Here is a 26,524-nt window from a genome sequence, read left to right on the forward strand (position 1 = left end):
CGATTGAGCCGCCCTCTGCACCAGCTCGCCGCGCCAATGGGGCCGCGGCGTTTCCGTAACGGAGGCTTTCCCATGACCACTTCCGTGCCGACGGACGACACCGTCCCGTCTTCGTCCGAAGCAGGCTGGAAGTCCTACCTCGCCGACCTCTGGAAGGCACCACCGGGCGCCAAGGCCGCGCTGGCCGGCTGTCTGCTCCTTGTTCTGGTGAGTCCCTCCGGACTCTCCGCGATGACCACGTTCATCGTGCCGTCGTTCTCCCACGACACGGGCACCGCCAAGGCCGCCGGCATTCTCCTGTTCGTCTCGCTCCCATTGTTCATCGGCCCGATCGTCCTGCCGTTCGCGGGCCGTTGGGTGGATCGACTGGGCGCACGCAGGGTCGCGATCCCCTCCGCCGTCCTTTACGCCGCGATGACCGCTCTCATACCGCTGTGCGGGTCCAGCGTTCCCCTGCTGGCGATCGTGCTGATCCTGGCGGCCGTGTTCGGCTTCATGTCAAGCCTGGCTGTCGTCTTCAAAGTCGTCTCGACCTGGCTGCCGCAGCACAAGGGCGTCGGATTCGCCCTCATCGGGATCGCCTCCAGCGTGGCCGCCGCCGTGCTCTCGCCCGTGTTCCAGTGGCTGATCAGCGGCAGCGCGGGTCTCGGGTGGAAGGGCACCTACCTCCTCGTGGGCGCGATGATCGCCCTTGTGGCGATCCCGACGGCTGTCTTCCTCATCTCGGAGCCGGCGGAGCCGCGGCAGCCGATGGGACCTCCTGTGACGGGACCTCCTGTGACGGGACCTGGAGTCGAGCTGCCCCGCCTGCCGGGCATTCCGCTGCGCAAGGCGGTCCGGACACGGATCTGGATATCCATCACGGTCTCCCTCGCCTTCGCGGCGGCCGGCCCGATGACCGTGCGGCAGAACGCGGTCGACTTCTTCGGCGAGCGCGGATTCGACGAGGCGACGGTCTCGCTGTCCTTGTCGGCGCTGTTCGCCGCGTCGGTCGTCGGCCTTCTCGCCGGTGGGATGATCCTGGACCGGACCGACCGGCCCCGAGTGGTCGTCCCGATGCTCGCGGCAGTGCCGGTCGGGCTTCTCATCGCACTCGTGAACCACAATTCGGCGCCCCTGCTGTTCATCGCGATGATCCTCCTCGGCTTCGCCACCGGCGCCGAGTCGTCGCTCGGCCCCTACCTCATCGCGCGGTACTTCGGCCTCGCCTCGTTCGCGCAACTGCAGGGACTGACGCTGGCCATCTCCACCCTGTCACTCGGTATCTCGCCGTTCCTGGTCAGCGCGGTGCAGACCGCGACCGGAAGCTACACCGTGCCGGTCCTCACACTCACCGCCCTGACGATGGTCGCCGTCGCCCTGGCGGCGGCACTGCCCAAGTTCCCGGCACCGTGGACGATCGAGAAGTTCCCCGACAACACCGCCGAGCCGGCATGACGGCGTGAGGACCCCTCCGGCGGCCTGATGCCCTGTCAGCCATCAGGCCCCCGCCTCCTGTTCATCCCCCCTCACCCCGGAGAACCGATGAGTGACTCCCTCTCCGTGGCGCGCTCGCCGGAGGAAAAGCGGCACTCCTTCGACGGTGAGAGCCGGTTCGGACTCATATACGCCGGCCTGATGACCGTGATGCTGCTCGCCTCCCTCGACCAGACCATCGTCAGCACCGCACTGCCCACCGTCGTAGGCGAACTGCACGGTGTGACACACATGGCGTGGGTGACCACGGCCTACATCCTCGCCGCCACCGTCGTGATGCCCGTCTACGGACGCCTCGGTGACCTGCTCGGCCGCAGGAACCTGTACCTCGGCGGAATCATCCTCTTCCTGGCGGGTTCAGTGATCGCCGGATCCGCGCAGGACATGACGATGCTGATCATCGGTCGGGCCGTCCAAGGCCTGGGCGGCGGCGGACTGATGATCACCTCGCAGGCGATCGTCGCCGACCTGGTACCGCCTCGCCAGCGCGCGAAGTACATGGCTCCGATCGGCGTCATCTTCGGACTGTCGTCTGTCGTCGGCCCGCTGCTCGGCGGTTGGTTCACCGACAGCATCGGCTGGCGCTGGTGCTTCTGGATCAACCTGCCGGTCGGGCTGCTCGCACTCGCCGTGTGTGCCGTGGCGTTGCGCCTGCCGCGCAAGGCGCTCAAAGCCACGGTCGACTACGTCGGCATCACACTCATGACGGCGGCCGTCACCTGCACCGTGCTGGTCGCGGACTGGGGCGGCACCGACTACGCGTGGAGCGACCCGCTCGTCCTCGGCCTCGCCGGCGCGGGCGTAGGAACCTGGGTCCTGTTCTTCTACTCGCAGAGCCGCGTGGCCGAACCGATCATCCCGCTGCGCTTGTTCCGCAGCTCCATCTTCGACATCGCCACCCTGATCGGCATGATCGTGATCGGCGTCGGCATGTTCGCGGTCGTCAGCTACATGCCCACGTATCTGCAGATGGTCTACGGCGTCACCGCCGCGCAGTCCGGTTGGTTGCTGCTGCCCATGGTGGTCGGCCTGATGGGCGCGAGCCTGCCGGTCGGCCTCCAGATGAGCCGGACCGGCCGCTACAGGATCTATCCGATCGCCGGTTCGCTCGTCATCGCCGTCACGGCCCTGATGCTCTCCACGCTCAAGGTGGACACGCCTCTCGCCCTGATCTGCGGGTACCTCTTCTTCATGGGCGTGGGCATCGGCCTCATGTCCCAGACCCTCGTCCTGGCCGTCCAGAACGCCTTTCCCGCCGACGACGTGGGCACCGCGACCTCCGCCAACAACTTCTTCCGCGAGATCGGCGCGACGGTCGGGACCGCCGCGGTCGGCGCGATCTTCACCAGCCGGCTGACCGACCAACTCGGCACCAGGCTGTCCTCGACCGGCCGTAGGACAGTCGGCGACACGGAGTCCCTGACACCGGCACTCGTCCACGCTTTGCCAACTCGGCTCCAAGACGCCGTAGTTGCGGCCTACCAACACGCCCTGACACCGGTCTTCGCCTACCTGGTCCCGCTGTTCCTCGTCGGCGCCGTGCTTGCCGTCGTACTTCCCGAGAAGCGGCTCGCGGGTGGCGACGCCGGCGGATCAGGACTCGGTGAGCTCAGAGGCTGAAGATCCGTCGAGCGTTGCCGGACAGGAACAACTCCGTGGCCTCCTCGTCCAGGCCCAGTTCACCAAGGTGCTCCAGCGCCTGCTCCGGGGTGATCATGGGGTAGTTGGTGCCGAACAGCACCTTCCTGCGCCCCCGGCCGCGCAGGTAGTCGACCAGCTCGCGCGGGTAACGGCGGGCGGTGTAGGCGCTGGTGTCGATGTGCACGTTGGCGTGTTTGTCGGCCACCGCGATCATCTCCGTGGTCCACGGATAGCCGATGTGCCCACACACGATGGTCAACTCGGGGAAGTCCAGCGCGACTTGGTCGATATAGGGAATGGGGCGGCCCGTTTCGGACGGCCGCAGCGGGCCGGTGTGCCCCACCTGGGTGCAGAAGGGGATACCGAGGTCGACGCAGGCGGCGTACAGCGGGTAGTACAGCCGGTCGGTGGGCGGGAGTTGCCACAGCCAGGGCACGATCCGCAGGGCCACGAAGCCGAGTTCCTCAACGGCCCGGCGCAGTTCCCGTACCGCTTGGACCGGGCGGGTGAGATCCGCGCCGGCCACCCCGCGCAGCCGTCCCTGGGACTGGGCGACGAACTCCGCCACCTCGTCGTTGCTGATCAGCGGCCCCTGGGGTCCGTACCAGGCCGCCGAGAGGCCGATCTCGACATCGGCCGCGGCCATCGCGGACACCGTGGCCTGCACCGGCAACGGCTCCTCCAGCAGACCTCCTCCCGTCCACCGGCGCAACGACTCGAACATCTCGTGATTCGAGAAACGGAGCGTGGGGTGCTGCATCCACGCGTCGATGACCGCCATCGGACTCCCTGCCTCTCCCGGTGCCGCCGACCGTGCTGCTCCCGAAGGGCTAAGCGATCGCTTACTAGAACCCTAACCTCCGAGTGGCGCGCACAACCAGCCCTCTCCCGTGGGATGTCCGATCTGAGTCAGCGTGCCGTTCCCGTCAGGCCTCCCGGGCTCGCCGGTCCGTGCGGCGGACGGGCGAGCCCCGGAGATCGAGCGTGTGTCAGGCGGTCGTGCAGGCCGTCCCGTTCAGGTTGAAGCCGGAGGGCTTGGCGAAGGCTCCGTCGGTTGTGCCCTGGAACCCGAAGGACACCTGGCCGCCGGCCGCGATCTGGCCGTTGTGGCTCACGTTGCTTGCCGTGACGGCTCCTGAGGACGAGGACAGGTTCGCGTTCCAGGCGTTGGTGATCCGCTGCCCGGAGGGGAGGGTGAACGCGAGCTGCCAGCCGCTGACGGGGGAGGAGCCGGTGTTGGTGATGGTGACGTCGGCGGTGAAGCCGCCCTGCCAGACGTTCGTCCCGTAAGCCACCTTGCACGCCTTGGAGCCGCCGGGGGTGCCCGGGTCGCCGGGGTTGCCGCCGGACGACCCGGTGTTCACGGCGGACGAGAACGACGTCACGGCGAGACCGGTGCCGTTCTGCCATGGCTCGAACCCGGCCTGAACACTCGTCAGATACCAGTTGTTCTGCGCGAGTCCGCGCGAGACGGCCTGCCGGGCGAAGTCCATGACGTCGAAGGACCAGCTGGAGAGCGCCGACGGTGCGACGAACGACAGCACGTCGTTCGAGCCGTTGCTGCCCGACCACACCTGCCAGTCACGCCCGCCCACGGTGGCGTTGCCGACGGGGGAGCCGATCGGCTGGATGGATCCCACCTTGTTGAACCAGATCATGATCTCGGTCCTGTTGACGCCGTCGGTGCGCGGCGTCGGGTCGAGCCAGATGTCGTACGCGGCGTCGTACACCGCGTCGTTCACATAGCTGTAGGAGATGCTCGACGGCGCGGTGGAGATGGTGCTGAGCTGGGCGGGAAGGTTGGTACCCGGCGAACAGTTGGTGTAGTGGCAACCGTTGTAGACCGACGGATACGACTTCGGAGCGCCGTTCGTGGGGACGGATCCGTCGGCCTGGGTGATCCTGAACCCCGAGTCCGTCACGTTGATGCACTGGGCGGCACTGGTGCCCCAGCGGTTGTTCTGGACCACGTAGCGGCCCTGGATGGTCGTCGTGCCGAAGGGCTGGCAGATCGAGGTGTCGGCCTGTGCCGCCGGCGTTGTGGTCAGAAGCGCGGCGAGCGAGACGAGCGAGGTGAGCAGCGCGCCGAGCAGGCCACGCGCGCTGCGGGCATGGTGCGTTGAAGGACGCATGCGGATCCTCTTCAGAGGGATGGGGGGTGGTGGGGGGCAGTGCTCCCGCAACTAGGTGAATGGGAGCGCTCCCAATCCTTGGCTCGGCAGGACTGTAGGGATGGTCCAGGTCCATGACAAGACTGTGAGCGTGAACCCGTTGAACCGATTTCGGAGTCGCAGGTCGGACGCGGGGACGAGACGCAGTACGCCGACCTGTGGTGCGCTCCCCGGCCGATGTGCCGACGGAGGTCAGGTCGAGTCGCGGACCACAAGCTCGGTGCGGAGGATGACGTGACGCCAGGCCACCGCGCCCTCCTCCATCTCCTCCAGGAGCAGCCTGATCATGGCCCGCCCGATCTCCTCGATCGGCTGACGCACCGTCGTCAGTCGCGGCTCGGTCTGCTGGGCCAGCGGAAAGTCGTCGAAGCCGATGACGGCGACGTCCTCGGGTACCCGGCGTCCGGCCGCGCGCAGGGCCTCCAGAGCGCCCGCGGCCGTGGTGTCCGACGCGGAGAGGACGCCGTCGATGTCCGGATGCCGCCTGAGGAGTTCGGTCATGGCGCGGCGTCCGCTGTCCGCCGTGAAGTCGCTCTCGGCGGCAAGGGTCGGCTCGATCTTCAATCCCGCGAGTTTGAGGGCCTCTTCGTAGCCGCGCAGCCGGCACTGGGCCGCGTACAGGTCGAGCGGCCCGGTGACGGTGGCGATGACTCTGCGGCCTCGTTGGACGAGATGAGAGACGGCGCTGCGGGCGCCGCCGATGTTGTCCGCGTCGACGTAACTGACGTACTCCTCTCCGGAACGGCGCCCCAGCAGCACGGTCGGCAGTCGGGCGTCGGCGAGCATGTCCGGCAGGGGGTCGCCGGCGTGCACGGACATCAGCAGGACGCCGTCGACCCGGCCGCCGCGCGCGTACTCGAGGAAGCGCTGCCGCTCGGTGTCCGAGCGGACGAGGGTCAGCAGGAGCTGCATTCCGGTGTCGGTCAGCGCGTTCCCGAGCGAGTTGACGATCTCGGAGAAGAAGGGTTCCGCGAACTGCCGCCAGTCCGGCTCCGTCATGACCAGGGCGACGGCGTCGGCCCCTCGTCCCGCCAGGGAACGGGCCGCGAGATTGGGTACGTAACCCAGTTCCTCGATGGCCTGCTGTACGGCCCGGCGCGTCGAATCCTTCACGCCCGCCGCGTTGTTGATGACACGGGAGACGGTGCCCCGCCCCACCCGCGCGTGGGCGGCCACCTCTTCCAGCGTCGGTGCCCCCGGGCGTCGCCTGCCCATGACCACCTCCCCCAAGAGATCACCGATCTTACCGGCCGGAGGGGGATGAGCACACGAATTCACCACTGGCATAGTTGCGGGCGAGGTCGGCCTGCCTTCATGGATTGGGAGCGCTCCCGATCTGTGGGTGGACCTAACTGGTCCTGGGATGGCCGGGCAGCCCCTACGCGGGTGGGGCCGCCCGGCCGGTGACCCCGTCGTCCGGTGACGGGGTCCGTACGCGGAGCGCCGGCGGGGGGCTACTCAAGCAACTCCGCGTACGAGCCCATGGCCAGGGCGATGTCCGCCTGGGCCCAGAACCGGTGGTAGGTGAAGACGGGCGCGGCACCGCCCTTGAGATAGGCCTCGACCTTCGACCAGGCCGGGTCGTTCTTGTAGAAGGCCCGGATCGAGGCGAACGTGGAGGACGAGTTGATCGCTTCGCCGTTCGGCATCTTGCCGGTCCAGCCGCTCGGCACGTAGACCGGGTCGTTGAACCGGCTGTAGTCGGCGCGGGTCTCCGGAACGGCGATACCGAGGCTGTCCTGGTAGTTGCCCCACATGCCGTCCAGCAGCGCCTTCGCCGTCGACTTCGCCTTCGCGTCACCGGACTTGGCGCCGTAGTAGGTCAGGGTCTTGGCGTACGCGGCCGCCACCCCGACGTCGTTGGTGTAGTCGGCGACGGTGACGTGAAGTCCACTGTTGGCGCCGGGAGTTGACGCGTTCCAGGTGTCGGGCTGGCCCGACCACTGGAGGGTGGAGGGAATCTGGTAGGTGCCGTCCGGGTTGATGGTCGTCTTGGACAGAGCCCACTTGACCCACTTGTCGAGGACCGTCTTGGCCTGCGGGTCCCCGGTCTGCTGGTAGTACTCGGCGACCCGCTCCATCGACCACGCCTGGAAGCCGAACCACTGGTTGGACGGTGGGTCGTGGTACACGGGCTGCTGGTCGTAGTACATGCCGTAGAAGGTCGATTTCCCGGCCGGCGGGGTCGCGTAGCGGCCCGCCCAGCTGTTGGTCGAGCCGCCGGCGATGGCGCCCTCGTCCGACTGGAGCCAGCGGTAGAACTCCAGTTGCCGCTGGAGCGACTTGCCCCAGTCGGCCGCGCCGGTCGACGACTTGGGCTTCAGGTCGGCGTCGGCGCTCAACGCGTATGCGGCGAGCGGGTTCTGGTAGCCGCTGTGCGCGTAGCTGGAGCCGATGCGCCAGGCCCAGCCTCCACTGGTGTCGGCGGAGCCGCCCCAGGCGTAGTACCAGGAGAGCAGGTAGTGCGAGGAGTCCTTGCCGGTGCCGGCCGCGCAGGTGGACGGGCCGACGCAGTTGCCGATTTTCTTGAAGTACTTGTCGTACATCGCGTAGCGCAGGTAGTCGCCCATCTTCGCCGCCTTGCCCACGGTCGCGGAGACGGCGCCGCCCTTGCCCTGCTGCTTCGCCCAGGTGTCGGCCCAGTACGCGGCCTGCACCGCGCGCGCGTCGGCGTCCGGAGCGGTGGTGTACTTCCACTGCTTGGCGTACGACTTGTCCCCGGTGAAGAGGTCCAAGTACCCATTGGTTCCGCCGTACTTGAAGGCGTCGCAGGTCGGCTGCGGCACCGTCTCCCACACCGACTCCTGCGGACCGCGCTGGAAGGTGTTGAGGTACGAAGGGCCGGTCTCGGCCGGGCCGGCCTCGCACTTGCCGCCCGGGGTGTTGCCGAACCCGTAGGTGTTGTCGACGTCCTGGATCCAGTGCATGCCGTAGACGTCGTCGGTGTTGTAGGCCGACTTCAGTTCACCGGCCAGCGGGTCCGAGCCGACGGGCACGGACGAGTCGAGCGCGGTCGGGTACTGGTTCGGCGTGTCCTCCTCGGGCGCGTAGGTGGCCGGCTTGGAGGCGTTGTAGAAGGAGTTGGTGGGCTGGTCGGCGTGGGTGGGGATCATGTACTTCTCCATGATGTCCCAGGCGCCGTTGAACTTGGTCCAGTCGCCGGTGACCTTGCCGTACATGGCCTGGAGCCACAGGAGGTAGCTGTACGCCTCCGACGTGGTCTCATGGCCCTGGTCGGGTGCCTCGACGATCAGCGTCTCGACCGAGTGGTAGGGGATGCCCTCGGGGGAGAAGTAGCCATTGGCCGGGTTGGTGATCTTCCCGTAGAGATCGAGGAAGCGGGCGTTGTACGTTCCCGTCGCCGCGATCTGGGTGACCGTCACCGTCGCCTTGGCGAGCCCTGCGGCCGTCGACTCGAAGGTCGCCGCCCCCGTGCCGGAGGAGTCCGCCATGACGGTCACCTTCTGCGCGGTGTTCCAGTTCGACGGGGTGAAGGTGAGCGAGGCCCCGCCGGTGACCGACAGGCCCGTGTTGCCGCCGGTCCGGGCGGTCGTCACGGTCACGTTGGCCGGGGGCTGGGTCGAGAGCTTCACCTCGTAGGTGCCCGTCTTGCCCTGCTGGACGGCGAGTTGAGTGGTCGAGGCGACCACGGCGGGACCCGCGGCGACCGTGATGCCGACCGGGGTGGATTCCGCGGACGCGCCCAGACTGTCGTACGCCTTCGCCAGCAGGGAATGACTGCCCACGGTCAATCCAGAGGCGGAGTACGTGTAGGGCGCGCTCGTGTCGGTGCCGAGCAGTGTGGTGTCGTCGTAGAACTCCACCTTGCCGATCGTCGCGCCGTCCGCGGCCGCTGCCGTCGCCGCGAGCGGGACCGCGGTGCCCTGCGAGTAGACCGCGCCCGCCGAGGGACTGGTCAGCACGGTGATCGGCGGCTGGTGGGCACCGACGCAACTGGTGCCGTTGACCGCGAAGTTGGTCGGCGCGGTGTTGGTGCCGCTGTAGCTGAACTGCGCTCCCGCCGAGACGGCGGCGCCCGGTGCGATCGTCCCGTTGTAGGGGGCGTTCTGCACGGTGATGGACTGACCGGACTGCGACCAGGTGCCGTTCCACCCGTTCGAGAGCTTCTGGTTGCCCGAGTACCCGTAGGTCAGGGTCCAGCCGTCGATGGCGGCCGTGCCGCGGTTGGTGAGGGTGAGGTCGGCGGTGAAGCCTGAACCCCAGTCATTGGTCTTGTAGTCGACGCTGCACTGCACGGTCGCCGCGTTCGCGGTGGTCGTGCCGGTGGCGAGCATGGACAGGGGAAGGGCGAACGCGGCGGCGACGGCGGTCCAGAACCGCCGTACGGCTCTGCGTTTGCGTCCGGGATCCATGTGCTGTTCCTCCTTGCGTCACGCGACTCACGGAGAGGTGCCAAGGCCTGAATCCAGTGGGAGCGCTCCCATCGTGAGGATGAAGGCGGGCGCGGTCAAGATGCCGGGGCGTTCAAAGTTCGAACTGAGCCGATCCAGCGAAAAGTTTCGCAAGGACCCTATGAATCCCCGTCAGTTGCCGCTAACTTCCTCCCCACCAGTGGGAGCGGTTCCATCAGGCGACGCGTCCGTAGCGGCGCGCCAAGCTGTAAGGACTCGCTCATGCGACACCCCCCGCATTCAGTACTTTTAGTCAGCGACGCTCTCTCGGGCACTGCTGTGCCTGGTGTTGTCGGTCCAGGGAGCCATGGCTGCAAGCGCCGTGGACATGAACCCGGCCGGCCCGAATCACGCCGATCGACGCCTTGGAGCTCCGCCGGGCGATCCCACGCCTGACCGGCGCCCCCAGCACGACCGAGGCCTTGAGGCGGCGGCAGGACGGCCGCGCCTTCGAGCAGATGCCGGACGTACCCGCGCACCGATCACCGGAACGCCTGCTTGTCCCAGGCGTGGTCCGGACGTCGGCTCGCGCGATCGTCCGTGCGGCCTCCGTCCGCAACTCCCCACCGAGAGAAGGAAACCCGCACTCATGAGTCACACCAGGACATCGCTCCTCGCTGCCTTGACACTGGTCGCGGCGACGACCGGGACAGCGCTCGTCGTCGGCCAGGCCGGCGCCGCCACCTCGGCCGTCCCCTGCACCGTCGACTACAAGGTGCAGAGCCAGTGGGACAGCGGCTTCACCGCCGCCGTGACCATCACCAACAACGCGGCCGCCAAGTCGAGTTGGTCCGTGAAGTGGACGTACGCCGGGAACCAGAAGGTCACCAACGCCTGGAACACGAAGCTCAGCCAGAGCGGCGCCGACGTCACCGCCGCCAACGAGAGCTACAACGGCTCGCTCGCGAGCGGCGGTTCGGTCAGCTTCGGCTTCAACGGCTCGTACAGCGGCACCAACAGCGTGCCCGCCACGTTCACGCTCGACGGCGTCGCCTGCAACGTCGACAACGGCGGCGGCACGGGTGGTGGCACCGGCGGAGACACCGGTGGCGGAACGGGTGGTGGCGGGGGAGGCGGCGACACCGGCAGCCGTGCCAACAACCCCTACACCGGTGCCAAGGTGTACGTGAACCCCGAGTGGTCCGCGAAGGCCGCCGCCGAACCGGGCGGCAGCCGCATCGCCAACCAGCCCACCGCCGTCTGGCTGGACCGCATCGCCGCCATCAACGGTGTGAGCGGCGGGATGGGCCTGCGCGCCCACCTCGACGAGGCCTTGCGGCAGAAGGGCTCCGGCGAACTCGTCGTCCAGCTCGTCATCTACGACCTGCCCGGCCGCGACTGCGCCGCTCTCGCCTCCAACGGCGAACTGGGGCCGAACGACCTCGACAAGTACAAGTCCCAGTACATCGACCCCATCGCGTCGATCCTGGCCGACGCCAAGTACGCGGGCCTGCGGATCGCCACCGTCATCGAACCCGACTCACTGCCCAACCTGGTCACCAACGCAGGCGGCACCGCCACGACCACCGACGCGTGCGTGACCATGAAGTCCAACGGTAACTACGAGAAGGGTGTTGGCTACGCCCTGGACAAGCTGGGCGCCATCCCGAACGTCTACAACTACATCGACGCGGCCCACCATGGCTGGCTCGGCTGGGACAGCAACCTCGATCCCGCGGTGCAGGAGTTCCACAAGGTCGCGACCTCGAACGGCGCGAGCGTGAACGACGTGGCCGGCTTCATCGTCAACACCGCGAACTACAGCCCCACCAAGGAGCCGTACCTCAAGGTGACCGACACCGTGAACGGTCAGACCGTACGGCAGTCGAAGTGGGTGGACTGGAACCAGTACGTGGACGAGCAGTCCTTCGCCCAGGCGCTGCGCGACAAGCTCGTCGCATCCGGATTCGACTCCGGACTCGGCATGCTGATCGACACCTCACGCAACGGCTGGGGCGGCTCCGCCCGGCCCACCGGACCCGGCGCGCAGACCACCGTGGACGGCTACGTCAACAGCACCCGGATCGACCGGCGGATCCACGCCGGCAACTGGTGCAACCAGAGCGGCGCGGGCATCGGGGAACGGCCGACCGCGGCTCCGGCCACCGGCATCGACGCCTACGTGTGGGTCAAGCCGCCGGGGGAGTCGGACGGCAACAGCGCGGCCGTCCCCAACGACGAGGGCAAGGGCTTCGACCGGATGTGCGACCCGACATACGGGGGCAACGCGCGCAACGGCAACAACGCCACGGGCGCGCTGCCGAACTCGCCGCTGGCCGGGCACTGGTTCTCCGCCCAGTTCCAGCAGTTGGTCCAGAACGCGTACCCGCCCCTGTCGTGATCGGCTGACGCAGTTGTGACTGCCCTGGTTCGGTCCCTCTCGTAGGACGAGGAATGGATCAGGGGCAGGCCTTCGCGGTGGCTTCGCGTCTCTTGAGGCGGGAGGCCACCGCGAACGGCGGTGCTGATCAGGGGCGGCCAGGAGAACGAGCCCGACGGGTACGGGACTTCGGCCTGTTCCCGCCCTCTACTCGCGCGGAGCCCGGACCAGACCGGACTGGTAGGCCCGCACCACGAGTTGGGCCCGGTCCCGCACATTCAGCTTCGTGACGGCGCGCTGCACGTGGCTGCGGACGGTCAGCGGGCTCACGTAGAGCTTCTGCGCGATCTCGTCGTTGGACAGACCGCCCGCGACCTCGGCGACCACCTCCCGTTCGCGCGCGGTGAGTTCGGGGAGCGCGTTCTCACCGAGAGCGGTGGGGCCGCTGGTCTCGGGAGCAGCCAGGAACCGGGAGATGAGCGTCCGCGTGGCGGCGGGCGACAGGAGTGCGTCGCCGCCGGCCACCGTCCTGATGCCCGCGAGGAGTTCCTCCGGTCCGATGCCCTTGCCGAGGAACCCGGAGGCCCCGGCGCGGATGGCCTCGGCGACGTATTCGTCGGTCTCGAAGGTGGTGAGTACGAGCACCTTCGTGGAGCTCAGTGCCTCGTCCGCGGCGATCTCGGCTGTCGCAGCGAGGCCGTCGAGGACCGGCATACGGATGTCCATGACGACGACATCGGGGCTGGTGGCGCGGGCCAGGTCGACGGCCTCTCTGCCGTTGGCGGCGACCGCCACGACGTCGAAGTCCTCGCTCAGATCCATCAGCAGGCGGAACGTGCCGACGAGGAGGGCCTGGTCGTCGGCGAGCAGTACGCGGATGGTCACTGGTGGGGTACTTCCTCTGGACTCGGATGCTGTGCCGTCTTGTGTGTCGGGAGTCCGAGCGTGACGGTGAAGCCGCCCTCCGTCTCGGGGCCGGCCTGGAGACGACCGCCGACGGACTGCGCGCGTTCGCGCATGCCGATCAGCCCGTAGCCGGAGACGTGACCTGGACGGGATGTCGACACTTCGGCGCGTCCCTCGTTGGCGACGGTGATCGTCACCCAGCTTCGGGCGTAGGCGAGATGCACCCCGGCGCTGGTGGTGCCGGCGTGTTTGGTGACGTTGGTCAGCGCTTCCTGGATGACTCGGTAGGCCGTCAGATCCACACCGGGCGACAACGGCTGCGTCTCCCCCTCTGTGGTGACGTCCACACGCAGTCCCGCGCGCTCGAAGGTTCCCAGCAGGTCCGGTAGTTGGGCGAGTCCGGGCGCCGGGTCTCGCGGGGAGTCGGTGTCACCGCGCTGACGCAGCAGGCCGACGGTCGCTCGGAGTTCTCTGAGCGCTTCGTCGGTGGAGTCGCACAGGTTCTCCATCATCTCCGGGGCGCGCTCGGGGTGGTGGCGCATGAGGTACTGGGTGGTGCGGGCCTGCGTGGCGGCGAGCGCGATGTGATGGGCGACCACGTCGTGCAGATCCCGGGCCATCCGCAGGCGTTCCTCGGTCACGCGGCGAAGGGCCTCCTCCTCGCGTGTGTGCTCGGCGAGTTCGGCCCGGGCCTCGGCGGCGGCCAGGTATTCGGTGTTGCTGCGCACCGCGTCTCCGACGGCCCCGGGGAGCAGGGTCCATGAGGCCATTCCGATGATGACGAGTCCCCAGGGGAAATCAGGGTTGTGGATGAGTGTGGCCGCCAGCAGGGTCGTGGTTGCCGTGGCCGCTCCGATACGGGCCGTACGTCGATCGGTGCGGAGGGCGAGGAGGAAGAGCGACACCAGACACGGCGCTTGAAGCAGGGGGTTGAGCTGGATGCCCGAGAGGGCCAGGGCAAGCGCACACGCAGTGGTGAGCACCGTGGTCAACCGCGGGTGAGCGCGGTGCAGGAACAAGGACACCGACCCCAGGCCGACGATCACCACCACGAACGTGGCGGGCCCTCTCAGATGGGTGGGGCTTGAGGGAGGCAGGGCACTCGCGAGAGCCCCCAGCGCGAAGGTGGCCAGGGCCAAGGCACCGTCCGTCGCACGTGGGTGTCGACGCGAGGCGTTGCGCCAGTCGCTGATCATGACATGTCTCTCAGCCGTGTCCCTTGGGTGTTCCCTGTCCCACCAGCATCCCCGATGCCGCTCGCGACCCGCGGCGGAGCGGTGGGCCGCCCCTCGGACAGGGTGGCCCACCGCTCCGTACGAGAGCCGGCGGTCAGACGCGGCTCGGTTCGTGCTGCGCCTCATCGAGCCCGGCAGCCTGAGCGGACTCGACTGTCCGGTTCAGCTTCTCGCCCTCGACGTCCACGTTCGGCAGGATCTTCTGAAGCCGGCGAGGCAGCCACCAGGCCTTGTCCCCGAGAAGGGCCAACAGGGCGGGGACGATGGTCATGCGGACGAGGAAGGCGTCGAGGAAGACGGCCGAGGCCAGACCGAGCCCCATCATCTTGATCGTCGATTCGCTCATCCCGATGAACCCGGCGAAGACCGAGATCATGATCACGGCCGCGGCCACGACGACCTTGCCGCTGTGCCGGAACCCGGTGACGATCGCCTGCCCGGGCCGCTCGCCATGGACGTACGCCTCGCGCATCCGCGTGACGAGGAAGACCTCGTAGTCCATGGCCAGGCCGAAGACCACGCCGATCAGGAAGACCGGCATCAGGCTGGAGATCGGGCCCACCGTCTGCACGCCGAGCAGGTCGGCGAACCAGCCCCACTGGAAGACCGCCACGATCACGCCGAACGAGGCGCACACCGACAGCAGGAATCCGAGTGCCGCCTTCAGCGGAACGAGGATCGAGCGGAAGACCAGCATGAGGAGCAGGAAGGCCAGACCGACGACGAGTGCGAGGTAGGGCAGGATCGAGCCGGTGACCTTGTCGGCCATGTCGATGTTCACGGCCGTGTTGCCGCTGACCAGCATGTCCGCGCCGGTGTCCGCTTTGACGCCGTCGGCTTCGTCGCGAATCGTATGGACGAGTTCCTTGGTCTCGGTGCTGGTGGGAGCGGTCGTCGGGGTGACCGTGAGCACGGCCGTGTCGCCTGCCTTGTTGAACATGGGCTGCGTCACGCTGACGACGCCGTCCGTCGCCTTGAGGTCCTCGGCGATGGTGGCGGCCGCGGCCTTGGGGTTGTCGGATGCCTTGGCGTCCACGACGACGGTCAGGGGACCGTTGAAACCGGGACCGAAGGCGTCGGACAGGTCGTCGTAGGCCCGGCGCTCGGTGGTCGACGTGGGCTTCGACTCGTCGCCCGGGTTGCCCAGTTGGAGATCGAGTGCCGGTATCGCGCAGGTGCCCAGAACCAGCACGCCGAACAGGAGGACGAGCACGGGCCGTCGGATGATGAAGCGAGCCCAGCGCGTGCTCAGTTGCGGCTTCTCCTTGGTGGGAGCGCCGTGTGCGGGGGCGTGGGCCGCCTTGCTCTTCCTGGCCTGCTTGCGTGCGGATCGGGGCATCACGGCCTTCGGGAAGAAGCCGATCAGCGCGGGCAGAAGCGTCAGGGCGATCAGTACCGCCGCCAGCACTGTGAACGCGGCGGCCAGTCCCATCTTGGTCAGCATGCTCATACCGACGACGGACAGGCCGACGAGGGCGATGATCACGGTGAGGCCGGCGAACACCACGGCGGAACCCGCCGTACCGACGGCTCGACCGGCGGCTTCCTCCGGGTCTCGGCCCTCCGCCCGTTCGGATCGGTAGCGGGAAAGGATGAACAGGGCGTAGTCGATGCCGACGGCGAGCCCGAGCATCAGGGCGAGGGTGGTGGTCGTGGAGGAGAAGCCGATGGTGCTGGCGAGTGCGGTGATGACGGCGACGCCCGTGCCGATGCCGAGCAGCGCGCTGAGCAGCGACAGGCCGGCCGCGACGACGGAGCCGAAGGTGATCAGCAGGACGACCGCGGCGACGGCGACACCGATCAGTTCGGTGTTGGAGGACATCTCCATCGACTGCAGGGCGTCGCCGCCGATCTCGACGGTCAGTCCGGTGTCGCGGGCGTCCTGCGCCGCGTCCTTGAGTGCGGTGGTCGTGGTGTCGGTGAGTTCGCTGTTGGCCTTGGTGTAGTCGATGGTGGCGTACGCGGTGGTGCCGTCCTTGCTCACGGCATGCGTCTTGAAGGGGTCGAGGGCGCTCTGTACTTGGCTGCCGTCGGCGAGTTCGCTCACCGTGTGCTCGATCGCCGCCTTGTTGTCGGCGGTAGTGATCTTCTGCCCGTCCGGGGCGACGAAGACGAGCCGGGCCGTGGCCCCGTTGGAGCTGCCGCTGTCGGGGAAGCGCTCGTCCAGGAGATCGAACGCCTTCTGGGATTCCGTCCCGGAGAGGGACATGGAGTCGGTGGGTGCGGCCGGAGCCTTGGCCGCGCCAAAGATGGCGACGGCGAGTATCGCCGCCCAGAGCAACAGGAACCAGCGTCGTTTACGGAACGACACTCGGCCCAGTCGATAGAGAATCGTGGCCACGGTGGAGGCTCTCCAGTCTGGATCTCGGCGATGGGCGACATGCAGGCAGCAAGGTGCGGCAGGCCACCGGGCAGCAAAGCGCCGCCTGTGCGGAGGCGGGATGTCTGCCAGTCATCCTTCGTGGAGCGGTCTCTCATCGGCATCGTCGCTCGTCACGCAATCGCGCCTACTGCCAAAAGAGGAGACCCGGTCTTGTCCGGCGAGGTCCGCGTAGTCCGTGGGAAGGAGATGGTCCTGCGTAGAGAGGGCTCACCACCGGGCAGGGCGGGGTTTGCGCAGTCGCCGACACCCAGGCTGAAGCACGGAGCTCGACCGGGCCGCCGAGTATGCCGTCGGCTGCCTCGCGGGCGTTGACGTATCAGGAGCGCGGACTCTAGTGTCCTGTATATCGAATGAGTAGTCCTGATATGGGAGACGGTGTGGCGATCACTCGACTCGGACACACCGGCTTCTGGGCGACGACCTGGGGAAGATGCGCGACTTCTTCGATCCCGAGGGCAACCGCAATGAGGTCTCCCTGCGCATCGAGTGCGCAGTACGGCAGCTGTTCCGCAAGAGCCTCGACCTCGACCGGTCCCCGGAGGAGATCCCCGCCGGGGCGGAGCGCTCTTCATGAGAGAGGCACCGGCACCGCCGAACGTGCTCGTCGTCGGGGCCGGTCCCGCCGGGCTGACGGCCGCTCATCTCCTCGGCTCCCGGGGAGTGCGCGTGCTGCTGGTCGAGTGCAACGAGACCACCAGTGACGACGCCAAGGCCATCAGCCTGGACGATGAATCGCTGCGCACCCTGCAGTCGGCCGGCCTCGACGAAGCCGTCTATCCGATCATCGTGCCGGGCACCGGAACCAAGTACTTCGGCATCGGCGGCCGTCCACTCGTCCATGCCCGCGGTACCGGTGACCAGCGTTTCGGACACCCGTTCAAGAACCCCTTCGCCCAGCCGGACCTCGAACGGGTCCTGTGCGAGCAGTTGCGCCGTCACCCGAACGTCGAGGTCCGCTTCGGCACGCGGCTCACAGCCCTGACCCTGCAGCCCGACCGGGTGCGCGTATCGCTCAGGACGGGAGGAGAAGACGGCCCGGTGGAGGACATGCACGTCTCGTACGTCCTGGGCTGCGACGGCGGCCGCAGTTCCGTACGGGAACTGCTGTCCATCCCCATGCAGGGCCGCAGCTTCCCCGAGGTGTGGCTGGTGGTCGACACGCTGGGGGACACGCACGACCAGCGGTACGGCATGCACCACGGCGATCCCGAGCGGCCCGCGGTCGTGGTGGCGGGCCGTGACGGTCGTTGCCGCTACGAGTTCCGCCTCAGGCCGGGCGAGTGTGCGGCGGGCACCCCGCCTCCGTTCGCGCTCGTGCGTCAACTCCTGCGGCCCTACCGGGAGATCACTCCGGCTCAGGTGGAGCGCGCTGTCGCCTACAGCTTCCACGCACTGCTGGCCGACCGGCTGCGCGACGGGCGCTGCTTCCTGCTCGGCGACGCCGCGCACATGATGCCGCCGTTCGCCGGCCAGGGCCTCAACTCCGGTCTGCGGGACGCCGCCAACCTCTGCTGGAAGATCGACGAGGTCCTGGGCGGCCGGGCCGGTGACGCCCTGCTCGACACGTACGACACCGAACGGCGGCCGCATGCCCGGGCAATGATCGACCTCTCCGTGCGCCTCGGCCGGATCGTCATGACCACGAGCCGCGGCCGTGCCCGCCTGCGTGACCTCCTGGTGCGCACCGCCATGCACACACCGCCGGGACGCCGCTATCTCACTGAGATGCGCTACCGCCCCGACACCCGCGTACGGTCCGGTGCCGTCGTCCGTCTCGACGGTCCAGGGCAGCCACTCGTCGGCAGACCCCTGCCCCAACCACGCGTCCTGCGAGCCCCGCACCACCGGGTCACCCGGCTCGACGACGTCCTCGGCCAGGGCTGGAGCCTGTTGGGGATCGGCGTGCCCGAGGTCGCCTGGACGACCGTAGGACGGTGCGCCCTTCCGGACGCCGCACGCGTGGACGTCCAGTTGGACGACCGCTCACCCCGGGATGTCGCCGACCGGGTGGGTATCGCTGACGCCGACGGACGGCTCGAGATTCTCTTCGCCGGACTGACGGAGCACTTCGTGCTCGTACGCCCCGACCGGCTGGTGGCCGCTGTGTTCACCCCCGACCGTGCGAAGGGCGTGGGGGAGGAGCTCCGACGCGCCACGGTCGGCGCTGGGGACGTGACCGCGGCTGTGCCCGCTCTCGACCTCGGCGCCTAGGCCCAGCTCGACGTCCAGGGAGTACATCCATGAGGCTCAGCACCGTCCGTCTCGGCGACGGCCACGGGACCACCGCCGCCGCTCTGTGTTCGGACGCGATGGGCTGGGCGCCTCCATGGCCTCGGTGGCGATTGCCACCCCGGCGTAGGCGCGGAGGTGGGCAGCATCGCTCTCCGGAGTACGAGGCGTTGGTGACGGTGAACCGTCGCGGGGCGCCGGTGTTGTTCAACTCCCAACGCGCCACGGCACACTCGCGTTGGAGGCGGACTGGGAGAACGTGCCGGCCTCCTTCGAGGAATTGTTCGGTATCCCAGCTCCGCCGGGTCCGCTGGAAGCGGCTCTGGTGCCACGGGTCGAGCGGTTTCGCCGACTGGCCGCAACCCGCATGGAGAGCTGAGAAAGGAACGAGCGACGGTCGATAGCTTGGGGGTCCTCCAAAAGGTGTTCACGCAGGTCAGACGTGGTGTCTGAGCCCACGCCAGATTCCGCACAGGATCGTGGAGATCCCCGACGGCCGAGGCCCTGATCACGCTCGGGCCGGTTGATGGCCTCATGGAGGTTGTCGAGTGAAGCCGCACCGCCCAGGTGAGCCGCGATGCGGGCGAGCACACGCGATGGCGAAGGCCCGTAGAGAGGCGTACGACCCTGCCGCCGGCTCTTCTCCGCGCTCCTCGTCCCGGCCGTCAACGCGTGGCTGTGACCAAGCGGCCCAAGGCAGGGAGCACGTCGCGCAGGTCGTCGCCGTCCACCGTGACCGTCGCCGCCGCCCGGGCTCCCGGTGAGGCGTTGAACGCCACGCTCAGCCCGACGGAAGCAAACAGGGGCAGGTCGGAACGGCTGTCGCCGACGGCCCCGCACGAGCGGGGGCCAACCCCAGCTCCCGGGCCTGCGCGAGGGCGAAATCCCGTTTGTCGTCCTCGTCGAAGTGGGAGGCGACGCGGCCCGTGAACCGGCTGCCGACGGTCTCCAGCCGAGGACCGCTGAACGCGTGGAAGCCGAAGCGATCGGTGAGATGGCTGCCGACCGGCGACCAGGCGAGCGTCGCGAGCACCGGCACCAACCCGTTCCGCCGGCACCAGTCGACGGTCTCGGTGATGCCCGACACCAAGGGAAGTCCGTCGAGCCAGCCGGAGACCTGCCGTTCGGACACGCCCGCCCAGGCCTTGGCGTCCAGCTCAGAGACTTGTCTGTTGCCCAGGTCACCGGAGGCGTAGGCGTCCTCGGCCACGGCCAACTCGTCGCGATGGCCAAGGAAACCGGCCAGAAAGACCGAAGAACTCGTGCCTGGTACGAGGGTGCCGTCGACGTCGAAGAACACCGCGCCGAGATGATCGAGTGAGGACACCGGCCAAGGATGTCATCGCCACGTGATCTGAGTTGCTCATCTCCCTTGTACGGCTGGGGTGTCGGGGGCTGAGCAGGGCGCAGTCGGTCGCCTCGTTCCGTGAGCGCCTACTCTCCGATCAGCGGACGCAGTGCGTGGTGGGCGATGCGCAGGCCCTGCTTCACCTTCTCCTCGGTTCCGGACCAGACGGGGTCCTCGTGTTCCACGGAGACCGTGCCGGCGTAACCGAGTTCGTGGAAGCGGTCGATGACGCGGCGCCAGTCCACCTCGCCCAGTCCGGGTACCCGGTAGCGCCACCACCCCATCTCCCAGGGGTTGTCGCCCTTGTGCACGGTGCCGAAGAAGCCGGAACGGCCGCGCTTTTCGGGGAAGAGTTCCACGTCCTTGGCCTGGGTGTGGACGATCCGGTCGATGTACGGCTCGATCGTCGTGAGGGGGTCGATGCCGATCCATGTCAGGTGCGACGGGTCCCAGTTGAGGTAGAAGTCGAGCCCGAACATCCACTCCCACAGCTCGGGGGAGTAGGCGAGATTGCCCGGGTAGCCGTCGGGGTGCCAGCCCTCCATCACACAGTTCTCGATCACGATCTTGATGCCGCGATCCGTCGCGTAGTCGACCAGCTCGGGCAGGACCTTCTCGCCCTCGCGCAGGTTCTCCACGACGGAGAGCGTCGGGTCGCGCCCGATGAACGTGCCGACCGACTCCACCCCCAGCCGTGCCGCCACGTCGATCACGTGCCGGAGATGGGTGCGGATCGCCTCCCGGGTCGCGGGGTCGGGGTGGAGGTTGTTCTCGTAGTAGGCCAGGGAGCTGATCTCCAGGCCGGTGCGGTGCAGGAGTTCGCCGGTCGCGTCCTCGTCGGCTTCGGAGAAGGTCGCGACGGGGAGGTGGGAAGCCTCGAAGTCGCGGCCTCCGGTATCGGGCCACACCGCGACTTCGAGGGTCTGGTAGCCCTCCGCCGCGGCCCAGGTGGCGATCTCGTCCAGCGACAGGGAGGGGAGACAGGCGGTCAGGAAACCGAGCTTCATGGCGCGGGTCCTTCGGTGAGAGGGATGGGGGCTACCCAGGAGCGGGCACAGGCGCCGGTCAGCCGGGGACCGTGGTCCAGGCGCGCCGGTCGGCCGAGGTCAGGACGGTGTCGACGAGGTGGGCGGACCGCAGACCGTCGAGCACGGTGGGCAGGCCGTCGGGGGCCTCACCGCGCAGGGCGGCGTAGGTGTCCTTCACGAAGTTCTCGAAGCACTCCAGGTAACCCTGGGCATGGCCGGCGGGGACGAGCGAGAGACGGGCCGCCTCACGGGCGTTGGCCGACGGGTCGCGGACCACCGTCTCGGTACGGTCGCCGTAGCCGAGCCACAGGGACTCGGGCAGTTCCTGGTCGAAGACGGCGCTCGCGTCGGCGCCGTCGAGTTCGAACCACAGCCGGTTCTTCCGGCCGGCCGAGACCTGCGAGACGGTCGCCGACACCAGAACCCCGTCCGTCGTCCGCCCGAGCACTCCGACCGCGTCCTCCGTGGTGACCGGGACGCGTACCGAGCCGGCCGGCTGCGCCCTGGAGAAGGTCGGGCCTCCAGTGTCGAGCCGCTCGGCCACCGTCGTGGCCGTCTCGGCCAGTACCTCGGCGATCCGGACCCCGGCCACCCACTCCACCAGGTCGAACCAGTGCGAGCCGATGTCCGCGAAGGCCCTCGACGGGCCGCCGACCTCGGGGTCCACCCGCCAGCTGGTGCTCTCGGGCGGCAGCAGCCAGTCCTGGAGGTACGAGCCGTGCAGCAACTGCCAGGAACCGAAGTCGCCGGCCGAGACCCGGGCCCGCAGCTCGCGGACCATGGGGTGGTAGCGGTAGACGAACGGCACGGTGGCGATCCGGCCCGCGGCCGCGGCGGTGTCCGCGAGCGACCGGGCGTCGGCCGCCGAAGTGGCGATCGGCTTCTCGCAGACGACGTGCTTGCCGGCGAGCAGCGCGTCGCGCGCCTGGGCGACATGGACATGGTTGGGCGTGCAGATGTGGACCACGTCGATGCGGTCGTCGTTCAGGACGGCGTCGAGGTCGGGGTAGCTGACGTCGAGGTGCCAGTTGCGTGCCGCCGCTCGGCTCCGCTCGGGCGAGGAGGCCAGGATGCCGACCACGTCGGCGCCGGCCGCGCGTGCGCTGCGGACATGGACTCCCGCGATCATTCCCGCGCCGAGGACGGCGATCCGTGGGCGTGGGGTGCGTGGACGTCGTATGTGAGTTTCGGTGACGCGTGGGGTGCGCGTGTGCCCGGTCGGGGCAGCCATGCAAGATCCTTTCGGCAATTGCCGTACGGGAACTCGCTGTTCCGGCCTCATCCACGGACAACAGTAAGAGGCGGACTTCTGTCAGGAAAGCCCTTTGAATATTGTCGTTTCTGGAATATTAATCGTCCGTCGGTGTCGTCGGCCTCACTGAGGGAGTGAACGTGGCAGCACGACTGGGGGCCCCGGGCAACGGCTCACGCCGTCATCCCGACGCGGTCCGCAGCCAGATCGCCCGGCTGGTCGCGGCGGGCGAGGCGTCCCACCGCCTGGACCTGTCCCGGCTCACGGGGCTCTCACGGTCCTCGATCCACACGCATGTGCAGGACCTGGTGGACGCGGGTCTGTTGCACGGGGAGGACGCGGGCGGCGGCGGGCGGGGGCGGCCGGCGCTGCGGCTGAGTCTCGCGGGTGACGCGGGTGTCGTCCTCATCGCCGACCTCGCCCCCTTCTCGGCGCGCTGTGTGGTGACCGATCTGACCCAGCAGGTGCTCGCGGACAGGGCCTTCCCCTGGCCGCTGTCCAAGGGGCCGGAGCCCACCGTGGCCCTACTGGTGAAGCACTTCGCCGACCTGCTCGAACAGGCGAAGATCCCGGCGGACCGGCCCCGCGTCCTGGTCGTCGGTCTGCCGGGCCCGGTGGACGTGGCACGGGGTATGGCCGTCCGCCCGCCGATCATGCCGGGCTGGGACGGGTTCCCGGTCGCCGAGCAGCTCGGGGGCGCGCTCGGCTGCCCCGCCCTGGTCGACAACGACGTCAACCTCATGGCGCTCGGTGAGGCGCGGACGGTACCGCCCGAGCAACTGCCCGTCCTGTTCGTGACCGTCGGCGCCGGCATCGGCGCCGGGTTCGTTCTCGCCGACGGGACGTTGCACCGGGGCGCCGACGGCGCGGCCGGAGACATCGGGCACATCCGTGTCCCCGGTGCCGACGAGGTGGTGTGCCGGTGCGGAAAGGTCGGCTGCGTCGAGGCCGTGGCATCCACCGCGGCGCTCGCGCGGGGCCTCGCCCCGGCCGGTGAACCACCCGCCGACATGACGGAAGACGGCGCCGCGATGCGGGACTTCATCGCACGGCTGCGCGACGGCCTGCCGGACGTGCTGCACCCGGTGCGGGCCGCGGGCGCCGCACTCGGCGAGGTGATCGCCCTGTGCATCCACATGCTGAACCCCCGGCATGTCGTCGTCGGCGGCGAGGTCGTCGAGGCCAGCGACGATCTGCTCTCGGCGGTGCGCGGTGTGGTGTACCGGCACGCTCTGCCGCTCGCCACCCGCGAACTGTCCATCACCCGCAGCCACTTGGGGCGGGACGCGTCGACGGTGGGAGCGATGGTGCTCGGCATCGAGCACCTGCTCTCACCGACCGGGATCGGGCGCTTCCTGGCTCCGCGCGGTACGCCATGAGCTGAGTCGACGGCAGCGCGGTCCGCCCAGCGGACCAGCGCTCTTTACCGCCTTCGACCGTCGCCGCTAGCTTCCGACGTGTCTCGCACATCCGGTCTCATCCACCGGCGGACTCGCTCCGCTCGACCGCGATCCGGGAGACACGGTGAATCGATCAACCCCTCGTGCACGCATCGGCGTCGTCGGCGCAGGCATGGTCCTCGACGCCTACGCCCGGGGCCTGGCCTGGTACGGCGACCTGCCCGTCATCAGGATCGCCGACATCGACGTCGGCAGGGCCCGCGCCAAGGCCGAGCTGCACGGCATCCCCGCGTACGGCACGCCCGCCGAGCTCTACACGGACCCCGACGTCGACGTCGTCGTCAACATCACGCCCCCCGTGGCCCATTGGGAGGTGACCCGGGACGCGCTCGCCGCGGGCAAGCACGTCTACAGCGAGAAACCGCTGGCCGCTTCGGTCGCCCTGGCCCGCGAGAACCTGGCCCAGGCACGGGCCGCCGGGCGCGTCCTGGCCGGCGCCCCCGACACGTTCCTCGGCACGGCGGGACAGACGGCACGCGCGGCCGTCGACCAGGGCCTGATCGGCACGCCCTTCGCCGCCACGTCCTTCGTCCGCTCGTCCAAGGTCGAGGCCAAGCACCCCGACCCCGGCTTCTTCTTCCAGCCCGGCGGCGGCCCGACCCTCGACTGGGGCCCCTACCACGTGGCCGCCCTGGTCAACCTGCTCGGGCCCGTCGCCGAAGTCGTCGGCACCAGCACGATCCCGAGCCCCCGGATCACCGTGACCACCCCGGACCGCCTCGTCGACGAGGTCGAGGTCAACGTCCCGACCACCACCGCCTCGATCCTCCGCACGGTCTCCGGTGCGATCGTCACCACCCTCTACAGCTTCGACATCTGGGACATGACCCTGCCGCACATAGAGGTGTACGGCACCGAGGGCACCCTGAACATCCCCGACCCGAACCGCCATGACGCCCCGGTCCTCATCAAGCGCCGTATGGACGCGGACTGGTCCGAACTCCCGCCGGTCATCCCGCCCACCCGCGCCCCCGAGGCCGGCCCGTTCCGCGGCCACGGGGTGAACGATCTCGTCGAGTCCCTGCGCGGTCAACCGCTGCGCGTCCCGGGCGAGTTCGCGCTGCACGTGCTCGAAGTGCTGGAAGCCATCGAGCAGTCGACGTTCGCCGCCGGAGCCCGCGCCATCACCAGCCGGACCGAGCGGCCCGCGCCCGCGACCCTCCCGCAGTCCGTCGCCGTCTGAACGTCTCTGTCTGAACCCCTCCTCTGCCCGAACCTCTCCGTCTGAACCGCTCCTCCGCCTGAACCCCTCCGGCCCCGCACGCCGGCACCCAACCCGTGCACCACCCCCATCGATCTCGCACGTCCTGAGAGGAAAATCCCATGCAGCGCAGAACCCGTGCAGTCGCGCTCGCGGCTGCGGCGACGCTGGCAGGCGCCGGTGTCACAGCGTGCGGCAGCGGCTCCAGCTCCGCCTCCGGTGACAAGACCATCACCTACTGGGCGACCAACCAGAGCACCAGCCTCGACGCGGACAAGAAGATCCTCCAGCCGGAGATCGACAAGTTCACCCAGCAGACCGGCGTCAAGGTCAAACTCGAAGTCATCCCCTCGGCCGACCTGCTCAACCGCATCCTCGCGGCGACGACCAGCGGCAAGGGCCCGGACGTACTGAACATCGGCAACACCTGGTCCGCGTCGCTCCAGGCGACCGGAGCCTTCGTCTCGTGGGACAAGGAACTGATGGCCAAGGTCGGCGGCGAATCCCGTTTCCTGCCCGCGGCGTTGAAGTCCACGGGTGCCAACGGCAAGGACCCGGCGAGCCTGCCGCTCTACACCAGTTCCTACGAACTCTTCTACAGCAAGAAGCTGTTCAAGGCCGCGGGCATCGCCACGCCGCCGAAGACCTGGAGCGAGTTCGTCGCCGACGCGCGCAAGCTCACCAAGGACACCGACAACGACGGCAAGACCGACCAGTGGGGTCTTGGCATGCAGGGCGCCTCGTCCTCGTTCGCCGCGCACTGGGCGTTCATTCTCGGCACCCAGCACGGAGCCGAGGTCTTCGACGGCCACACCCCGAAGTTCGACGACACGGGCATGGTCGACGGGATCGACCAGTGGCTGTCCTGGATCGGCAAGGACGGCATCGTCAACCCGTCCGACGCCGAGATGACCGACAAGGTCGCGCTCCTGCAGAATTTCGCCTCCGGCAAGGCCGGGATGATCCTCGCCCAGTCGTCGACCGGCCTGACCCTGGGCCAGTACAAGATGACGACGGACGACTACGGCGTCGTCCCGGTGCCGGCCCAGGACCCTGCGGTCGCGGGCGGCAAGGACATCGGCTCGTTCGTCGGCGGCATCAACGTGGCGGTCTTCAAGAACACCGGGAACCTCGACGGCGCCACCCAGTTCGTGAAGTTCCTGACCAGCGCCAAGGAACAGGTGTACCTCAACAAGACCTACGGGACGCTGCCCTCGGTCACCGACGCCAAGAACCCGGCGTTCGACACCCCGACGCTGGCCGTGGCCCGCGAGACCCTCGACTCCAGGGCCGTACCGCTTCCCCAGATCGCCGAAGAGGCACAGTTCGAGACCCTGGTCGGTCAGGCGATGAGCTCCTTCGCCGCACAGACCGCGACCGGCAAGCAGCCCGGCAAGGACAGGATCAAGAGCGAGATGACCGCGGCCGACCAGAAGCTCGAAGCCGGTAGCTAGGAGCAGGA

Annotated in this window: 17 protein-coding genes and 1 pseudogene; 8 read left to right on the forward strand and 10 right to left on the reverse strand. The window is 68.7% G+C overall.

Annotated elements, in window-relative coordinates; all coding sequences use genetic code 11:
• Positions 1–72: 72 nt before the first annotated feature.
• Both ACWD5F_RS40975 and ACWD5F_RS40980 read left to right on the forward strand, forming a co-directional pair.
• Positions 73–1,437: an MFS transporter gene (locus ACWD5F_RS40975; protein WP_451261291.1), complete on the forward strand. Its 1,365-nt coding sequence runs from the start codon at positions 73–75 to the stop codon at positions 1,435–1,437.
• 87 nt (positions 1,438–1,524) lie between these two features.
• Entirely contained in the window at positions 1,525–3,096 is a 1,572-nt protein-coding gene (locus ACWD5F_RS40980) for an MDR family MFS transporter (RefSeq protein WP_451261292.1), read from the forward strand.
• On the opposite strand, the gene ACWD5F_RS40985 is transcribed toward ACWD5F_RS40980, so the two are convergent.
• The 4 genes from ACWD5F_RS40985 to ACWD5F_RS41000 form a co-directional block, all read right to left on the reverse strand.
• A complete protein-coding gene (locus ACWD5F_RS40985; RefSeq protein WP_451261293.1) occupies positions 3,086–3,898 on the reverse strand; it encodes an amidohydrolase family protein in 813 nt (270 codons plus the stop codon). The two genes, ACWD5F_RS40980 and ACWD5F_RS40985, sit on opposite strands and share 11 nt — an antisense overlap.
• 208 nt (positions 3,899–4,106) lie before the next feature.
• Positions 4,107–5,249 (reverse strand): GH12 family glycosyl hydrolase domain-containing protein, encoded by a 1,143-nt coding sequence (locus ACWD5F_RS40990; RefSeq protein WP_451261294.1) that lies wholly within the window; start codon positions 5,247–5,249, stop codon positions 4,107–4,109.
• Positions 5,250–5,480: 231 nt separating this feature from the next.
• Positions 5,481–6,503 carry a LacI family DNA-binding transcriptional regulator gene (locus ACWD5F_RS40995; protein ID WP_451261295.1) on the reverse strand — a complete coding sequence of 341 codons (1,023 nt, stop codon included), beginning with the start codon at positions 6,501–6,503 and terminating at the stop codon, positions 5,481–5,483.
• Between the two features lie 239 nt (positions 6,504–6,742).
• Positions 6,743–9,661, reverse strand: coding sequence for a glycoside hydrolase family 48 protein (locus ACWD5F_RS41000; RefSeq protein ID WP_451261296.1), 2,919 nt, complete (start codon positions 9,659–9,661; stop codon positions 6,743–6,745).
• A 628-nt stretch (positions 9,662–10,289) separates the two neighbouring features.
• Here ACWD5F_RS41000 and ACWD5F_RS41005 point away from each other — a divergent pair.
• Entirely contained in the window at positions 10,290–12,041 is a 1,752-nt protein-coding gene (locus tag ACWD5F_RS41005; RefSeq protein WP_451261297.1) for a glycoside hydrolase family 6 protein, read from the forward strand.
• A gap of 186 nt (positions 12,042–12,227) precedes the next feature.
• Here the strand turns inward: ACWD5F_RS41005 and ACWD5F_RS41010 are convergent, their stop codons facing one another.
• From ACWD5F_RS41010 to ACWD5F_RS41020, 3 genes are all read right to left on the reverse strand, one after another.
• A complete protein-coding gene (locus tag ACWD5F_RS41010; RefSeq protein WP_451261298.1) occupies positions 12,228–12,905 on the reverse strand; it encodes a response regulator in 678 nt (225 codons plus the stop codon).
• Positions 12,902–14,065, reverse strand: a complete 1,164-nt coding sequence (locus tag ACWD5F_RS41015; RefSeq protein ID WP_451261299.1) for a sensor histidine kinase — start codon at positions 14,063–14,065, stop codon at positions 12,902–12,904. The genes ACWD5F_RS41010 and ACWD5F_RS41015 overlap by 4 nt, the downstream gene beginning before the upstream one ends.
• Positions 14,066–14,255: 190 nt before the next feature.
• The gene (locus tag ACWD5F_RS41020; protein ID WP_451261300.1) at positions 14,256–16,502 is read right to left on the reverse strand and encodes an MMPL family transporter; all 2,247 of its coding nucleotides are present in this window, start codon (positions 16,500–16,502) and stop codon (positions 14,256–14,258) included.
• Positions 16,503–16,974: 472 nt separating this feature from the next.
• On the opposite strand from ACWD5F_RS41020, the gene ACWD5F_RS41025 reads away from it, so the two are divergent.
• The gene (locus ACWD5F_RS41025) at positions 16,975–17,118 is read left to right on the forward strand and encodes a hypothetical protein (protein WP_451261301.1); all 144 of its coding nucleotides are present in this window, start codon (positions 16,975–16,977) and stop codon (positions 17,116–17,118) included.
• Positions 17,115–18,755 carry a bifunctional 3-(3-hydroxy-phenyl)propionate/3-hydroxycinnamic acid hydroxylase gene (locus ACWD5F_RS41030; RefSeq protein ID WP_451261302.1) on the forward strand — a complete coding sequence of 547 codons (1,641 nt, stop codon included), beginning with the start codon at positions 17,115–17,117 and terminating at the stop codon, positions 18,753–18,755. Before ACWD5F_RS41025 ends, ACWD5F_RS41030 begins: the two co-directional genes overlap by 4 nt.
• Before the next feature lie 683 nt (positions 18,756–19,438).
• Here the strand turns inward: ACWD5F_RS41030 and ACWD5F_RS41035 are convergent.
• From ACWD5F_RS41035 to ACWD5F_RS41045, 3 genes and pseudogenes are all read right to left on the reverse strand, one after another.
• Positions 19,439–20,073 (reverse strand): annotated as a pseudogene (locus tag ACWD5F_RS41035) (HAD family hydrolase).
• 134 nt (positions 20,074–20,207) lie between these two features.
• Positions 20,208–21,128, reverse strand: a complete 921-nt coding sequence (locus ACWD5F_RS41040; protein WP_451261303.1) for a sugar phosphate isomerase/epimerase family protein — start codon at positions 21,126–21,128, stop codon at positions 20,208–20,210.
• A 58-nt stretch (positions 21,129–21,186) separates the two neighbouring features.
• On the reverse strand, positions 21,187–22,380 hold the full coding sequence (locus ACWD5F_RS41045; RefSeq protein WP_451261304.1) for a Gfo/Idh/MocA family protein: 1,194 nt from the start codon (positions 22,378–22,380) through the stop codon (positions 21,187–21,189).
• Positions 22,381–22,541: 161 nt separating this feature from the next.
• Here ACWD5F_RS41045 and ACWD5F_RS41050 point away from each other — a divergent pair, with 161 nt between their 5' ends.
• The 3 genes from ACWD5F_RS41050 (at position 22,542) to ACWD5F_RS41060 (ending at position 26,516) form a co-directional block, all read left to right on the forward strand.
• The gene (locus tag ACWD5F_RS41050) at positions 22,542–23,780 is read left to right on the forward strand and encodes an ROK family protein (protein WP_451261305.1); all 1,239 of its coding nucleotides are present in this window, start codon (positions 22,542–22,544) and stop codon (positions 23,778–23,780) included.
• Positions 23,781–23,925: 145 nt separating this feature from the next.
• Entirely contained in the window at positions 23,926–25,044 is a 1,119-nt protein-coding gene (locus ACWD5F_RS41055; RefSeq protein WP_451261306.1) for a Gfo/Idh/MocA family protein, read from the forward strand.
• A 140-nt stretch (positions 25,045–25,184) separates the two neighbouring features.
• Positions 25,185–26,516 carry an ABC transporter substrate-binding protein gene (locus tag ACWD5F_RS41060; protein WP_451261307.1) on the forward strand — a complete coding sequence of 444 codons (1,332 nt, stop codon included), beginning with the start codon at positions 25,185–25,187 and terminating at the stop codon, positions 26,514–26,516.
• Positions 26,517–26,524: the final 8 nt, after the last annotated feature.

The organism is Streptomyces sp. NPDC002499 (genome assembly GCF_053595415.1).